The following is a 14,549-nucleotide window of genomic DNA, read 5'->3' on the forward strand; positions in this document are numbered from 1 at the left end:
AGAAGCCTTCTCCCCGGCACGCGCCACGCGGCGAGCAGACCTCCCTCCGGAAGGCCGCGCCTGCCGAGTCCTCCCTCCGTACGGCGCTCCCGCCCCCGTCGTACGCCTCTCACCTGTCGCTTCACCGCTCCCCGTCCGGGCTCCGTCTCGACGCCTGCCGCGCCTGACCGCTGCGAGCTGCCACTTGCAGCAATCGGAAATACCGTCACAATCGGTATTGATACCTCTTACTGGTCGACATCCGGCGCTGATGCGGACCGACGAGCGGAAGTGCCGACGGCCGTACCGACGGTGGGAGGACGCCCGGTCGCCTCGAGGAGTCGGCGTTCCGCGTCAGGAACGCCGCAGCCGGTGCGCCGGTCCCCGGGAGACCTCTTCATGGGCAGACTCCAGACGCTGACAGGCGGGCGCGTGGCGTCCTTCACCAACGCCGTGGCCCGGCGGCCCGGTTCCGCCGCGGAGGAACGGCGCCCGTCGGCACCGCTCACGGCGTTCCAGTGGGCGACCCGTCTGATCCTCCCCGCCGCCCTCACCCTCTGGCTGCTCTCGCTGCGCCACGTGGATCTCGGCGCCATGCGCGACTACGGTCTGCTCCAGGTGCTGCCGGTGCTCTACTGGGTCGCCCTCGGCCTGCTCGCCCTCGGCTTCTGCCTGGCGCTGGCCGACCGGCGGACCGGCAGCGGATGGTTCGCCGGGTACGTCCTGGGGCTGATCGCGGTCATCCACGCGACCCCCACGCTCCTCTACCCGACCCTGCGCTACAGCTGGGCGTGGAAACACGTCGCCGTGGTCGACGCGGTGATCCGCCACCACGGCGAGGTGCCACACGCCGACAAGCTCGCCATCTACAACCAGTGGCCCGGGTTCTTCGACCTCAACGCCTTCTTCCTTCAGGCCACGGGCCTCCATTCGGCCCTCGGCTACGCGACGTGGACCCCGCCCGTCTTCAACGCGGTGCTGCTCGCTCCCCTGCTGCTGCTCTACCGGACGGTGACGCGCGACCGCCGGCTGCTCTGGGGGGCCGCGTGGATCTACTACTCGTGCTCCTGGGTGGGACAGGACTACTTCGCCCCCCAGGCCTTCGCGTTCCTGCTCTTCGTCACGGTGATCGCCCTGGTCATGGGCCAGTTGCCCGGCTCCGTGCTGTACCGCACGGGCGAGGACCGGACGGGCGACACCCGGACGGGAGGCACGCGTGCGAGCGGCACCCGCACCAGCGGCACCCGTGCGAGCGGCACCCCCTCGGACCGATGGCCCGTCGGCCGCTTCGTGGCGGTCATGGTGATCGCGGCCGTCATCATCTCCTCGCACCCGCTGACCCCGTTCATGCTGATCAGCGCGCTGGTGGTGCTGTCGCTCCCCCGGCGCAACCGCCGGGTCGTCCTGCCCGTGCTGGCCGGGACGGTCGTGCTGGCCGCGCTGTGGGACGCCACGGTCGCCCGCCCCTATCTCTCGCAGAACCTGGGCGACTTCCTGAACTCCCTGCTGAAACCGGACACCAACGTCGTCTCCGGGCTGGCCGCCCTCGGCAGCGCGGCCCCGGGCCAGGTCGTGGTGTCCTGGGTGGACCGGGGTCTGTCCGCGGCGGTGTTCGTGCTGGCGGCCGTCGCCTTCCTGGCCCGCCCCTGGGTCCGCCGCACCGGCCTGCCGCTGCTCGTGGTGGCCCCGCTGCCGCTGCTGGCGGCGAACGCCTACGGCGGCGAGATGATCTTTCGCGCGTATCTCTTCGCCCTGCCGGCGGCCTCGCTCCTGATCGCGGTCCTCCTCCTGAAGGGCAGGGCGCGCCCGGAGACCGGCACGCGTCCGGAGGGGGGCGACGGTTCGGAGCGGAGCGCCGGTCCACGGCCGGACACCCGTCCGCGCCTGCGGACACTGGCCGCCTATCCGCTGCTGGTCGCCCTGCTCGGGGGACTCATGTTCGGCTACTACGGCAAGGAATCGGCGAACTACTTCACCGAGGAGGAGGTCGCGGCCGGCCGGTTCGTCGCGGCCACCGCACCGCCCGGGTCCACCGTCGTCTCCCTGACATCGGCCGTGCCCGGCCTGTACCTGCGCTACGACGAGAACCCGCAGGTGCAGATGGACGAGCAGGACCTCCGCGACCGGGAGCGCCTGGTGAAGGACCCGGTGAAGGGCCTGGAGGGGTTCATCCAGCGGGCCAGCCCGGAACAGCCCGCCTACATCATCCTGAGCCGCGCCCAGGCCGCCGACCTCTACGAGCGGGGCATCCTGCCCGGCGGTACCGTGCAGCGCATGGACTCGGCCCTGTCGAAGACCCCGGGCTTCATCCCCGTGTACCGCAGCAAGGACGCCGTGGTCTACCGGTACCAGGGCGCGAAGAGCTGAGCCGGCCATGACCTCGCTGCGTTGGGGACTCGCACTGTCCGGCTGGCTGACCCTGGCCGTGGTCACCCTCCTGGCGGACGCCTCGGTGCTGCGCGCCACGGTGACGACGGCGTTCGTGCTCGTCTGCCCCGGCCTGGCGGCCTCGCGGTGGGCGCGGTCGGACGCGGGACGCCTCACGGACCGCACCGCGGCTCTGGAGACGGGAGTGCTGACCCTGGCGCTGAGCCTGTCGATCGGGGTGCTCGTCGTGGAACCCCTGTTCCTCAGCGGCACGTTCTCCGTCACCCGGGCGCTGCTCGCGCTCGCCGCCGTCACCTCCGCCCTGGCCCTGTCACCCAGGCCCGGCCGAGGCCGGCGCCGGGAGGCACCCGGCGCCCCCGGCCCGGACCCGCGGCCGGCCGGCACCGGCCGCACCGAGCCGCCCCCCACCGACCGGAGCCCCCACTCCGAGCCCACCGCCGACCGGGACCCCCTCTCCGAGCCCCCCACCGCCGGCCAGGGCCCCCGCTCCGAGCCTCCCGCCACCGACTGACGCCGGCGCTCCGAGCCGTCTGCCGCCGGGCGGTACCGCCGCCGCGAACCCCCGGTCTCCGGGCGCGGCCCCACACCGGCCGGCCCCGGCGTACCGCAACGCTCCAGGTGAAGGCCCCGCCGCGGTCCCGCGCGCCCCGCCGCACCGCCTCCGCCCCGCTCGCTTGACGTCGGTCGCAAATCGGGTGAAGGTGTAGATATACGTCGTAAACATATGCCGTATGGGCGCACTCGGAGATGCATGAGCATGTACAAGGACCCGATCATCAGTGACGAGCGAGGGGCCGGAACACAGTCCACGCAGTCCACCGTCAGCCTGGTCGTCCCGGCCCTCAACGAGGCACGCAACATCGCGTGGGTCTTCGAGCAGATCCCGGCCTGTGTGGACGAGGTCATCCTCGTCGACGGCGACTCCACCGACGCCACCGTCCCCATGGCGCAGCACTGCCTGCCGACGGTGCGCAACGTACGGCAGAGCGGCCCCGGCAAGGGCAACGCGCTGCGCACCGGCTTCCTCGCGGCCAAGGGCGACTACGTGGTCATGATGGACGCCGACGGCAGCATGTCGCCGGCGGAGATCCCGCACTTCGTGCACTTCCTCGAGCACGGCTACGACTTCGTCAAGGGCTCGCGGTTCGTCGCAGGCGGCGGTTCGCTCGACATCACGCGCATCCGCAAGCTGGGCAACCACGTCCTCCTGCTCGCCGCCAACCGGCTCTACGACGCCAGCCTGACCGACCTGTGCTACGGCTTCTGCGCCTTCCGGCGCAGCTTCCTCGACCAGCTCGACCTGCACGCCGTCGGCTTCGAGATCGAGGCCGAGATGATCGTGCACGCCCTGCGCTCGGGGCTGCGCATCGCCGAGGTCCCCAGCCTGGAACTCCCCCGCCGCAGCGGCTGCTCGAACCTCCACGCCATCTCCGACGGGCGCCGGGTGCTGCGCACCCTGCTCTCCGAACGGCCCGGCGCCCGGTCCTCCGCCGCACGGTCCGAGCGGAGCGCGTCGTGAGGCACGCCCCGGCCCGCTCCCCCGGGGTCCGGCCCCCGGTGCCGGTCGTCGACATCGACCTGGCCCGTCCGGGGGAGTTCCGGCTGCCCGGCGACCGCGGGCCCGCCCGGCCGCGGAACAGCGCCCGGGCGCTCGTACGACTGCACGGCCACCCCCTGGGCATGGTCAGCGCCGGGAACGCCTCGGACCCCGAGGGCCTGTGGCGGGCGCTGGCCGACACCGCCCGGCTGGAACTGGGAGGCCGGCTCGCCGGGCAGCGCCCCGCGAAGGCGACCGGCGCCCCTGACGGCGCGGTCCGGCACCCGACGCTCCAGCAGGCACCCGTCATCAGCGTGATCGTGGCCACGCGGGACCGGCCGGAGCAGCTGCGGCACTGTCTGCACTCGCTGCTGCGCTCGACGTACCCCACGTTCGAGATCATCGTCGTCGACAACGCCCCGGCGGACCGCACGACCGAGGTCCTCGTCCGCTCGGAGTTCACCGGGCGCGTCCACTACGTCCACGAGCCCGTCGCCGGGCTGGCCCGCGCCCACAACCGGGGGCTCGGCCGGGCCCGCGGATCGATCGTCGCCTTCACGGACGACGACACGCTCGTCGATCCCGGATGGCTCTCGGCGCTGGCCGGGACGTTCGCGCTCGACCCGCGGATCGGCTGTGTCACCGGGCTGATCCTGCCCGCCGAACTGGAGACCCGGGCCCAGACCGCCCTGGAACGCCAGGGCGGTTTCGCGAAGGGGTACGAGCCGCGCAGCTGGTCGCTGTCCGATCCGCCCGCGGACCCGCTGTTCCCCTTCACCGCCGGACGCTTCGGCTCCGGCGCCAACATGGCCTTCCGTACCACCGCGCTCCGCGCCCTCGGCGGATTCGACCCGGCGACCGGCGCCGGGACCCCCGGCCGGGGCGGTGACGACCTGCTCGCCTTCTTCGAGATCCTGACGGCCGGTCACACCCTCGCCTACCAGCCGGGCGCCATCGTCTGGCACTGCCATCACCGCACGATGGACGCCGTGGCCGCGCAGGCCTTCGGCTACGGAGCGGGACTCGGCGCCTATCTCGCCGGCGCGCTGCTGCGGAACCCCCGCCGGCTGCCCGCCCTGCTGCGCCGGCTGCCCGGCGGCGTCCGCTACGCCATGACCCGCTCACGCGCCCGCGGCGCCGACCCCGAGGCCGGCTGGTCCCGGCGGCTGGCGCTCCTGGAGGTGCGGGGGATGCTCTACGGCCCCTGCGGCTACCTGCGCGGACGCCTCACCGGCGCCGACGCCGGAAACTGACGGCGGGGTGAGCGGCGTGGACACCAGCCGGGTGACCGACTCCGCCGCGAGAGGCGCCGGGATGCGACGACGGCCCCTGGACATGCTGCGCGCCGGTGTCGCCGCCGTGCTCCCCGGAGAACCCGTCCTGCGCACCGGACACGTCCTCGCGGTCAGTTCCCTCGTCAACGCCGGACTGGGCTTCTTCTTCTGGACCTTCGCGACCCACTGGTACGACGAGCGGACCGTGGGCCTGAGTTACTCGGCGCTCATGGCGTCCCTCCTGCTCACCGGCATCGGGCAGCTCAACCTGAACGACTTCCTGGTGCGGTTCGTGCCGACCGCCGGGCGCCGCAGCCGACGTCTGGTCCTCCTGTGCTACGCGGCCAGCGTCTCGTTCAGCGTCGTGGTGTCCCTGGTGTTCCTCGCGCTGGTGCCGGTGATCTCGCCGAGGCTCGGCTTCCTGCTGACGCCGGTCACCGCGACCTGCTTCGTGGTGGCGACCGCCGGCTACGCCGTCTTCGTCCTCCAGGACGGCGCGCTCACCGCGGTCCGCATGCCGGGCTGGGTCGTGGGCGAGAACCTGATCTTCGCCCTGGTGAAGATCGTGCTGCTCGGCCTCGGCGCCGCCCTGGGCTTCTTCTCCGGGATCCTCCTGTCGTGGGCGGGGGCCCTCCTGGTCTCACTGATCGTGGCCAACTCCGTCCTGATGGGCAGAGGCATCCCCCGGCACGAGCGGGAGACGACGACCGCGCCGCCACCGCCCCGCATGCTCAAGTACGCGGCGGCCGACTACCTGGGCTCCCTGTTCCGGGTCGCCGGATACACCGTGGTCCCGCTGATCGTGCTGAACAGCTGCGGTGCCGAGCAGAGCGCCTTCTACTCGGTCGCCTGGGGTGTCGCGTACGTGCCCTACCTGATCGCCCGCAACATGGGCACCTCGCTGCTCGCCGAATCCGTGCGCGGGCCCGGGCGGCTCGTGGAGCACTCCCGGCGCGTCCTGCGCCACTCGGGTCTGCTGCTGGGCGGCATCACCCTCGTCCTGGTCGTCGCGGCCCCGCAGATCCTGTCGATCTTCGGTTCGTCCTACGCCGCCGAAGGCAGCACCCTGCTGCGGCTGCTGGCCCTGTCCGCGCTGCCCAACCTGCTGCTGAGCGTGGCCATCGACGTCGTCCGTGCGCAGCGACGGCTGAGCTGGGCGGTGTGGCTGCAGGGCGCGATGTGCGTCCTGGTGCTCGGTCTCACCCATCTGCTGCTGCCGGTGGTCGGCCTCGTGGGCGCGGGCATCGCCTGGCTCGTCACCCAGTGCCTGATCGCCGCGTTCCTGCTCCTGTCCCGGTCCCGCTGGCTCGTCCCCGTCGCTGAAGGGTCATCATGAACAGCGCACTCTCCGCCGAGCGCACCGTCCCCACCCTCGCGGTCGTCATCTGCGCCTACACCCTGGACCGCTGGGACGACATACGGGCCGCGATCGGCTCCGTACTGGCCCAGGATCCGCCCGCCGACGAGGTCCTGCTCGTGGTCGACCACAACCGGGAACTCCTGGAGCGTGCCGAGCGCGAACTGGCCGGCGTCCATGTGGTGGCCAACGCCCGGCGCCGCGGTCTGTCGGGGGGCCGCAACACGGGAGTCGCGGTGTCGCACGCCGACGTTGTGGCCTTCCTCGACGACGACGCCACCGCGGAACCCGGCTGGACGGACCGGCTGCTGGCGCCCTACCGCGACCCCCGGGTGGTGGGCGTGGGCGGGTTCGTCCGACCGTGGTGGCTGACCGGACGACCGGTGTGGTTCCCGCCGGAGTTCGACTGGGTGGTCGGCTGCTCCTACCGCGGACAGCCCCGGCACTCCGCTCGCGTCCGCAATTTCATCGGCGCCAACATGTCCTTCCGCAGAAGCGAACTGATCGCCGTCGGCGGCTTCTTCGACGCGTTCGGGCGCGTGGGCAGCCGACCGGTCGCCAGCTGCGACGAGACGGACCTGTGTCTGCGGCTCGCCGCCCGTGACCCGCGGGCCGTGCTGCTGTACGAGCCGGCCGCCGAGATACGGCACCGGGTCCCCGAGTCCCGTACCAGCTGGGCCTACTTCCGCAACCGCTGCTACATCGAAGGGGTGTCCAAGGCCCTGGTGGCACGGCGCTGCGGCCGGGGACCGGCCCTGGCCAACGAGCGCGTGTACGTGCGGTCGACCATCTCGCGGGCCCTTGCCCGCAAGGTGACCGGCATCCGGCAGCCCGGCGCGCTGCGCACGATCGGGGCGCTGACCGGGGGTGTGTGCGCGACCGTGTCCGGCTATCTCGTCGGCTCCGTCAGGCCGTTGGGATCCCCGGCCCCCTCCCGGGTCCGGCAGGGTGGCGCGGAGCCGGCCGCGGCGGCCCGGTCATGAGCGTCGTCCCCGTCTTCCTGTATCACGCGGTGGCGGACGACGCGCCGTCATGGCTGGCCCCGTACACCGTGAGTCCCCGTACGTTCGCGGAGCAGCTGGACATGGTCGCCGACAGCGGGCTGACGGTCGTCCCGTTGCGGCGGCTGGTCGCCGCCCTGCTCGGCGGTCCTCCGGTTCCCCCGCGGTCGGCGGTGCTCACCTTCGACGACGGGTACGCGGACTTCGCCTCCACGGTGGCTCCGCTGCTCGCCGCCCGCGGGCTTCCCTCGACCCTGTACGTGACGACGGGCGCCCTGAGCCCCGAGGGCGGGCCGCCGGGCCGCGGGCCGTTCCCGTCGGTGGCCACGCTCGACCGGGCCCGGGTCAGGGAGCTGGACGCGGCCGGGGTCGAGATCGGCGGACACTCCGTCACGCATCCGCAGCTGGACACGTTGCCCCGGGCGTCGGTCCGGGAGGAGGTGACCGGCTGCAAGCGGGACATCGAGGACACGCTCGGGCACCGGGTGGACGCCTTCGCCTATCCGCACGGCTACTCCAGCCGCGCCGTGCGCGCGCTGGTACGCGAGGCCGGATGGACGTCGGCGGCCGCCATCCGGGCGGACTCGGCGTTCAGTTCGGAGACGGACGACCCGCTGCGGTTCGCCCGGCTCATGGTCCGCGCCGACACCGGCCGGGAGCGCTTCGCGCGCTGGACCGGTGGCGAGGGAGCACCCGTGGCACCGTTCGCCGAGGGCGCGCGGACCAGGGGCTGGCGGGCCTACCGGCGGACGAGAGCGGCGATCGGACTGCCGTACCGGGCGCTTCCCGCCTCACCCGCCCGATCAGCCTGACCCGTCTGACCTGGCCGAGCGGCCGAACCGGGGAACCAGCGCACCCGGCGACACGGCCGACGGTCCGTCAATGCTGCCAGACCCGGACCCAGTCCACGAGCAGACGTGCCGAGTCGGTGCCCGGGGGCGGGGGGTACGGGAGGCCGACGGCCAGGTTCATGATGACTTCCATGGGCACATGGGGAATGCGTTCGGGCTGGGTCACCCGGAACCGTTCGATCCCGTCGACGTACCACACGAGCCGGTCCTTCTCCCAGAGCAGCCCGAAGAGGTGGTAGCCGTCGGGAAAGCCGTTCGCCGTGAAGGTCCCCCGCTCCTTGCGCTCGGCGCCCTCGGCGTTCTTCCAGTGCACGAACATCGACAGGGTGCGCGTGGTGCCGAGGAACTCCATGATGTCGATCTCGGGCGGGGTGTAGCGGCTCGCGGGCATCATCCAGAACTCCGGTGTCATCCCGCCCTGCGCCGGGATGCGGACCGCGGCCTCGAAGTAGCCGTAGGTGAAAGTCTTCCGCGGCTGTGCGTACCAGTCGTCGCGGCCGGTGGAGACCATGCCGGACACCCACGGGTAGACCTTCCCGTCGCTGCCGCGGACGGCCCGGCGCTGGGCGGTGAGCGTCAATTTTCCTCCGCCCACGGCGACCTGGCCCGGCTGGTACCACTCCAGTTCGTTGTTGGTGCTGATGGTGCAGCCGTGCTTGTTCCAGTCGTAACAGGTGGCCCAGCGGCCCGTGTCGAGACGCGAGCCGGCGAACTCGTCGTGGAAGACCAGCCGCCAGTGACCGGGCGCCACCGGCCGGGGCGTCGCCGTTCCGGGCGCGGGCCCGCCGGCACCGCAGGCCACCGCCAGCAGCAGCATGAGCGCCCCGAGCGCCGTGCCCCGTGATCTCATGGGCGGGCGCGGTTCCCGGCCGCGACCGAGCCGGCCAGCCGGCGCGCGGCGAATCCGGTGCCGGCGACGAACCGCAGCACGGGTCCGAAGGTGGGGGCGGCGGCCAGTCCGGTGAAGAACAGCCCGGGCACGGAGGACTCGAACCCGGACGACAGCCGCGGCGCGCCCCGGAACGTCTCGATCTCCCGGCGGAGTTCGGGTGCCAGCAGCGTGAGCCGGCCGACGTCGACCCGGTATCCGGTGGCCAGCAGCAGATGGTCGGCCACCAAGGTCTCCGTCGTCCCGCCGCCGCCCGGCCGACGCCCTCCGCCCGACCGACCGACGCCGTCCGACGGACCGCGGTCGCCCGACGGTCCGGTTTCGCCGTCCATGATCTCGACGTCGAGCCGCACCCTGCCGTCCTCGGCCTCCGCTGAGCGGACCGTACGGCCGCACAGCACCGGGATCCGGTCGTCCACGCGGTCCCGCAGCCACCAGGCGCCGGACGGACCGAGCACGGTGTGCAGCAGCCGCAGCCGTGACCCCCGCGGCAGACGGCGGATCGCTCCGCCTCCGTGGGTGCACGCCAGCAGCGACCAGCCCGGTCCGAGCGGGGAGGCCGGCTTGGCGATCCGTACCGGACGCGGACGGTCGGAGGGCCGGTCGGTGTCGGGCGGGCTGCCGAAGGCGACGGAGGGCGCGCGGGCGATCACGGTGGGAAGGGCCCCGGCCTCGCGCAGCAGCGCGGCACTCTCCAGGGCCGACTGCCCGGCGCCGAGCACGGCGATCCGCTGCCCCGCGAACCGGCCCAGGTCGTGGTGCCGGCTGGTGTGGGAGACCAGCTCCGCCGGGAGGCGCCCGGCCAGTTCCGCGGGCTCGTGGGCGAACGGGACCAGTCCGGTGGCCATCACCACGTTCCCGGCGAGGAACTCCTCCCCGGAGTCCAGGGTGACGCCGAACAGCCCGTCGGCACGGCTGACCGTACGGACCCGACGGCGCTCCAGTTCCGGTACGCGGCGCTCCTGGAACCACTGCCCGTAGGCGATCATCTCCTCGACGGGGACGGGGTACCGGTCACCGACGGGCCCGCGTCCCCGTGCGGCGCGGAAGGCGTCCAGACCGTACCCGGACTCCGGCGCGGAGATGGAGGAGGCGGAGGGGACGGACTTCAGGTACATGCCTTCGGGCATGTTGGCGCGCCAGCACTCCATGGGGTCGCCGAAGACCCGCCGCGGTGTTCCCGCCGTGCTCAGCCAGGCGGCCGTGGCGAGCCCGTAGGGGCCGGCCCCGATCACGACCGTGGGCGGCCGTCGGGGAGAGCCGTGGGCGCCCCCGGCCGCTCCGTGCCGGAGGCCGAAGCGGGTGGTCCTGGGCATGGTCGTTCCCTCCGTCCCGAGCGGCGCGGCGGCCGTCATGTCCGTGCACCGGCCCAGCGGGCGCATTCGGCGAGCACGGGAGCGACCGTGTGGGTGAGCCACCCGTAGCTGAGGCCGAACCTCGGTGACTTGCGGACGTTGTTCGCCACGTGCCACAGCCAGCTCAGCAGGGGAATCGCCACCGGATCGACGACACCGTCGTCCGGGTCGAGACCGGCCTGTGCCAGCAGGGCACGGTCGGTGTCCGGCACGCGGCCGGCCCGGAGCGTCTCGGCGACCAGGACGCCGAGGGGGCGGCCGGTGAGGGTGGCGCGCAGGGCCAGGACGAAGGAGTAGGCGTCGATCTCGCAGGGCCCGTCGGCGCGGCCGCTGCTCCAGTCGAAGACACCGGTCACCCGCAGGGGCGCCCGGCCGAGGAGCACGTTGCCTGCGTGGTAGTCGCCGTGGGTCCAGCCCTCCGTGAGCACGGCGCCGGTCAGGGCCGCGTCCAGCCGGTGGCGCAGGGCCTCCAGTTCGGCCGCCCGCCGCCCGGTCCGGTAGCGGGGCATTCCCGCGGCCAGGTCCGAGAGCTGCTCCTCGCACCAGGCGGGGGTCCGGTCCGCCGCCTTGCGGGGACGCCCGGTGGCGGCCCTCAGGTCGGCCAGCAGGCGCAGGGCGGGGGCCATGGCGGTGTACGGGTCTCCTGCGGGGGCCATGATGAGCCGCTCGGCCGGGACGCCCGGGAGCGCGGTCTGGGCGAGGGTCCCCGCGGGTCCGGGCGAACCGGCGACCTGCGGCAGGAGGGCGCGCCAGGGGTCGAGCCTGCCGTCCTCGGCGAGCTCCAGCAGGACCTCCCGCTCCCGCGCCGTGACGGCCGCGCCGGCCGCGTCCCGGGGATGTTTGATCACCAGGCTCCGCCCGCCGTCCCGCAGCTCGAACACCAGCAGGCCGGCCTTGGGCAGGGAGGGGCGCCGGACCACGGTGATGTCCCTGGGTCCGGCGCCGCGTACGAGCCAGTGGGCCCGCAGACGGTCGTCGAGACCGGCCAGAGCGCGGGGGAAGTAGAGGGGCAGCAGACCGGAGAGCGAGGACATCTTGGCGGGTGTCTTCATACCAGACCTTGCCGGGCTGTCAGCGGCACGACCCGTGCTTGCCGGGGATAATGATGACGGGCGATCCATCACCTTCGAGTCGATCTACGAGCTTTGTCCATGTTAGTGCCTTCCGGGGGAAGCTTCCCGGAGAGGGACGGGTGGTCCCCTTGCTGGACACCGGCGTACCCGTGCTCCTCGCCCGCGTCGGCAACTATCCGCTGCACCACGGCAGTCTGGGCGTCGTGCGCACGGTCGGACGGCTCGGCGTCCCGGTCCACGCCGTCGTCGAGGACCGCTTCACCCCGGTCGCCCTCTCGCGCCATCTGACGAGCGCGATCGTGTGGCGGACCACCGGCTGCGAGGAACCCGAGCGGCTCGCCGACGGCCTGCTGTCCCTGGGCCGGAGGATCGGCACCCGCTGCGTGGCGGTGCCCACCGACGACGAGGCGGCGATCGTGCTCGCCGAGCACGCGCACCGGCTCAAGGAGTGCTTCCTGATCCCGCCCGCTCCGCCCGGTCTGCCGCGGCTGCTGGCCTGCAAGGCGAGCCTGCACCGGATCTGCGCCGAGGCCGGCGTCCCCTCGCCGTCGTCGAGAGCGCCGGAGAGCCGCGACGAACTGGTCGACGCGGGCCGCGAGCTCGGCTATCCGCTGGTGCTGAAGAACCTGGCGCCGTTCAGCAGGCTCCGCACCCCGGCCGTCAGCGGCACCACCACCGTCGTCCCCACCGAACGGGCGCTGCTCGCCCGCTTCCCGGGGGCCGTGCCGCCGCCCGTCCTCGTGCAGGAGTACATCCCGCGGCAGCAGGCGGAGGACTGGATCACCCATCTGTACTGCGGTGCGGGCGGTGTTCCGCTCGTCCTGTTCACCGGCCTGAAGCTGCGCTCCTGGCCTCCCTACGCGGGGATGACCGCCCGGGCGGTGGCCCTGCGCAACGCCGAACTCGCCGTCCTGGCCGAGCGGCTGTGCCGCCGCACCGGCTACAGCGGGCTGGCGGATCTCGACTGGCGCTACGACCGCCGGGACGGTCAGTACAAGCTGGTCGACTTCAATCCGCGCGCCGGCGCCCAGTTCCGCCTCTTCGAGAACGTCCACGGGGTCGACGTCGTCCGGGCCATGCATCTCGACCTGACCGGCCGGGCCGTTCCGGACGGCGAGCAGGCGGAGGGCCGGGTCTTCGTCGCCGGCCAGCTGGACTTCGCGTCGGCCGGGGCCTGGCTGCGCCGCGAGCGCCGGCTGCCGTCCGACCTGCTGCACGTGCGGCCCACCGAGCGGGCCTGGCTCGCCTGGGACGATCCCGTGCCGGCCGCGGCCGAAGCGATGCGGTTCACCGGGCTGGTCACCTGGCGCCTGCTCCGGCCGGAGCACCCCGGCCCGGCGGCCCGCGCCTGACCGACGCCCTCCCGGCCACGGCCGGCGCGACCTGCCGACCCCGCACGACCGCCGAATTCACGGCCTTTCCTCCCTGCGCTTTGACCTGAGCCCGTCCTGGGGTGAACATGTACGTATACGTCGTAAATATACGGGCGGAACCCCTCGGAGACAGACATGCGCCTCACAGTCATCGGCACCGGGTACGTAGGAGCGGTCCACGCCGCCTGCATGGCGGAGGCAGGCCATGAGGTGCTCGGCGTCGACGTCGACGAGGAGCGGGTCGCGGCGCTCGCGGCGGGGCATCCCCCGTTCCACGAGCCCGGCCTCCCGGCGATGCTCCAGCGGACGGTGGCCGCGGGCGCGCTGCGCTTCACCACCTCGCTGGACGAGGCCGCCCGGTTCGCCGACACGCACTTCATCTGCGTCGGCACCCCGCAGCGGCCCGACTCGGGCGCCGCCGACCTGCGCTACGTCGAGGCCGTGGTGGACGGGCTCGCGCCCGGTCTGCGCGAGGCTGGCCACGAGGGTGCCCTGGTCGTCGGGAAGTCCACCGTCCCCGTCGGCACGGCGGACCGGCTGGCCGCGCGGCTGGACGTGCCCGGCGCCGAGATCGCCTGGAACCCGGAGTTCCTGCGCGAGGGATCCGCCGTCCAGGACACGCTCCGGCCGGAACGCATCGTGGCGGGCGTACGGTCGGCGTGGGCCGAGGAGCGGCTGCGCGCGGTCTACGCCCCCCTGACGGCGGCCGGCGCGCCGTTCATCGCCACCGACACCGTCACCGCCGAACTCGTCAAGGTCGCCTCGAACTCCTTCCTCGCCACCAAGATCTCCTTCATCAACGCGATGGCCGAGATCTGTGACGTCATGGGCGGCGACGTGCTCACCCTCGCCGCGGCGATGGGCGGCGACTCCCGTATCGGCCCCTCGTTCCTGGCCCCCGGTCTCGGCTTCGGCGGCAGCTGCCTGCCCAAGGACATCCGGGCCTTCACCGCACGGGCGGAGGAGATCGGCCGGGGCGAGTCGGTGGCCTTCCTCCGCCAGGTCGACGAGATCAACACCCGCCAGCGCCTGCGCACCGTCGCCCTCGCCGAGCGGCTCACCGGCGGAAGCCTCGAAGGCCGCGACGTGGCGGTGCTCGGGGCCGCCTTCAAGCCCGGCAGCGACGACGTGCGGGACTCCCCCGCGCTCGCCGTCGCGGAGGCGGTGCGCCTGCGCGGGGCCCGGGTCCGGGTGCACGACCCGGAGGCGATCGACAACGCCCGGGCCGTCTGTCCCGAGCTGCAGTACGCCCTGGACGTGACCAAGGCCTGCGAGCAGGCCGATGTCGTCCTGCATCTCACCGAATGGCCCCAGTACCGGGAGCTCGACCCCGCCGCCCTCGCCACCGTGGTGCGCAGCCCGGCCCTGGTCGACGCCCGCAACACCCTCGACGCCCCGAGCTGGCGCTCGGCGGGCTGGCGGCTGAGCGCCCCGGGCCGTCCGCGGCTCGGCTGAGCGGAAGGACGAGTCTC

General features: G+C 73.2%; 12 protein-coding genes. 9 read left to right on the top strand and 3 right to left on the bottom strand.

Annotated elements, in window-relative coordinates; genetic code table 11:
• Positions 1 to 378 precede the first annotated feature (378 nt).
• From ACFWI4_RS00625 to ACFWI4_RS00655, 7 genes are all read left to right on the top strand, one after another.
• Positions 379 to 2,346: a glycosyltransferase gene (locus tag ACFWI4_RS00625; RefSeq protein WP_387189375.1), complete on the top strand. Its 1,968-nt coding sequence runs from the start codon at positions 379 to 381 to the stop codon at positions 2,344 to 2,346.
• Between the two features lie 7 nt (positions 2,347 to 2,353).
• The gene (locus ACFWI4_RS00630) at positions 2,354 to 2,878 is read left to right on the top strand and encodes a hypothetical protein (protein WP_387189377.1); all 525 of its coding nucleotides are present in this window, start codon (positions 2,354 to 2,356) and stop codon (positions 2,876 to 2,878) included.
• A 240-nt stretch (positions 2,879 to 3,118) separates the two neighbouring features.
• Entirely contained in the window at positions 3,119 to 3,886 is a 768-nt protein-coding gene (locus tag ACFWI4_RS00635; protein WP_387189379.1) for a glycosyltransferase family 2 protein, read from the top strand.
• Positions 3,883 to 5,157 carry a glycosyltransferase gene (locus ACFWI4_RS00640; protein ID WP_387189381.1) on the top strand — a complete coding sequence of 425 codons (1,275 nt, stop codon included), beginning with the start codon at positions 3,883 to 3,885 and terminating at the stop codon, positions 5,155 to 5,157. The genes ACFWI4_RS00635 and ACFWI4_RS00640 overlap by 4 nt, the downstream gene beginning before the upstream one ends.
• Before the next feature lie 61 nt (positions 5,158 to 5,218).
• A complete protein-coding gene (locus tag ACFWI4_RS00645; RefSeq protein ID WP_387189383.1) occupies positions 5,219 to 6,514 on the top strand; it encodes a lipopolysaccharide biosynthesis protein in 1,296 nt (431 codons plus the stop codon).
• Complete coding sequence (locus tag ACFWI4_RS00650) at positions 6,511 to 7,518, top strand: glycosyltransferase family 2 protein (protein WP_387189385.1); 1,008 nt, start codon at positions 6,511 to 6,513, stop codon at positions 7,516 to 7,518. Before ACFWI4_RS00645 ends, ACFWI4_RS00650 begins: the two co-directional genes overlap by 4 nt.
• The gene (locus tag ACFWI4_RS00655; protein ID WP_387189386.1) at positions 7,515 to 8,348 is read left to right on the top strand and encodes a polysaccharide deacetylase family protein; all 834 of its coding nucleotides are present in this window, start codon (positions 7,515 to 7,517) and stop codon (positions 8,346 to 8,348) included. Before ACFWI4_RS00650 ends, ACFWI4_RS00655 begins: the two co-directional genes overlap by 4 nt.
• A 67-nt stretch (positions 8,349 to 8,415) precedes the next feature.
• On the opposite strand, the gene ACFWI4_RS00660 is transcribed toward ACFWI4_RS00655, so the two are convergent.
• Genes ACFWI4_RS00660 through ACFWI4_RS00670 form a run of 3 tightly spaced genes read right to left on the bottom strand, consistent with a single transcriptional unit; the run spans position 8,416 to position 11,683 of the window.
• Entirely contained in the window at positions 8,416 to 9,237 is an 822-nt protein-coding gene (locus ACFWI4_RS00660; protein ID WP_387189387.1) for a family 16 glycosylhydrolase, read from the bottom strand.
• Entirely contained in the window at positions 9,234 to 10,592 is a 1,359-nt protein-coding gene (locus ACFWI4_RS00665; RefSeq protein ID WP_387189388.1) for an NAD(P)-binding domain-containing protein, read from the bottom strand. The genes ACFWI4_RS00660 and ACFWI4_RS00665 overlap by 4 nt, the downstream gene beginning before the upstream one ends.
• Before the next feature lie 35 nt (positions 10,593 to 10,627).
• Positions 10,628 to 11,683, bottom strand: coding sequence for an aminoglycoside phosphotransferase family protein (locus tag ACFWI4_RS00670; protein WP_387189389.1), 1,056 nt, complete (start codon positions 11,681 to 11,683; stop codon positions 10,628 to 10,630).
• A gap of 149 nt (positions 11,684 to 11,832) precedes the next feature.
• On the opposite strand from ACFWI4_RS00670, the gene ACFWI4_RS00675 reads away from it, so the two are divergent.
• Both ACFWI4_RS00675 and ACFWI4_RS00680 read left to right on the top strand, forming a co-directional pair.
• Positions 11,833 to 13,056: an ATP-grasp domain-containing protein gene (locus tag ACFWI4_RS00675; protein WP_387189391.1), complete on the top strand. Its 1,224-nt coding sequence runs from the start codon at positions 11,833 to 11,835 to the stop codon at positions 13,054 to 13,056.
• A gap of 156 nt (positions 13,057 to 13,212) precedes the next feature.
• Complete coding sequence (locus ACFWI4_RS00680; protein ID WP_387189392.1) at positions 13,213 to 14,532, top strand: UDP-glucose dehydrogenase family protein; 1,320 nt, start codon at positions 13,213 to 13,215, stop codon at positions 14,530 to 14,532.
• The last annotated feature ends 17 nt before the right edge of the window (positions 14,533 to 14,549 follow it).

Source organism: Streptomyces sp. NPDC127038 (assembly GCF_042725875.1).
Classification (GTDB): Bacteria; Actinomycetota; Actinomycetes; order Streptomycetales; family Streptomycetaceae; genus Streptomyces.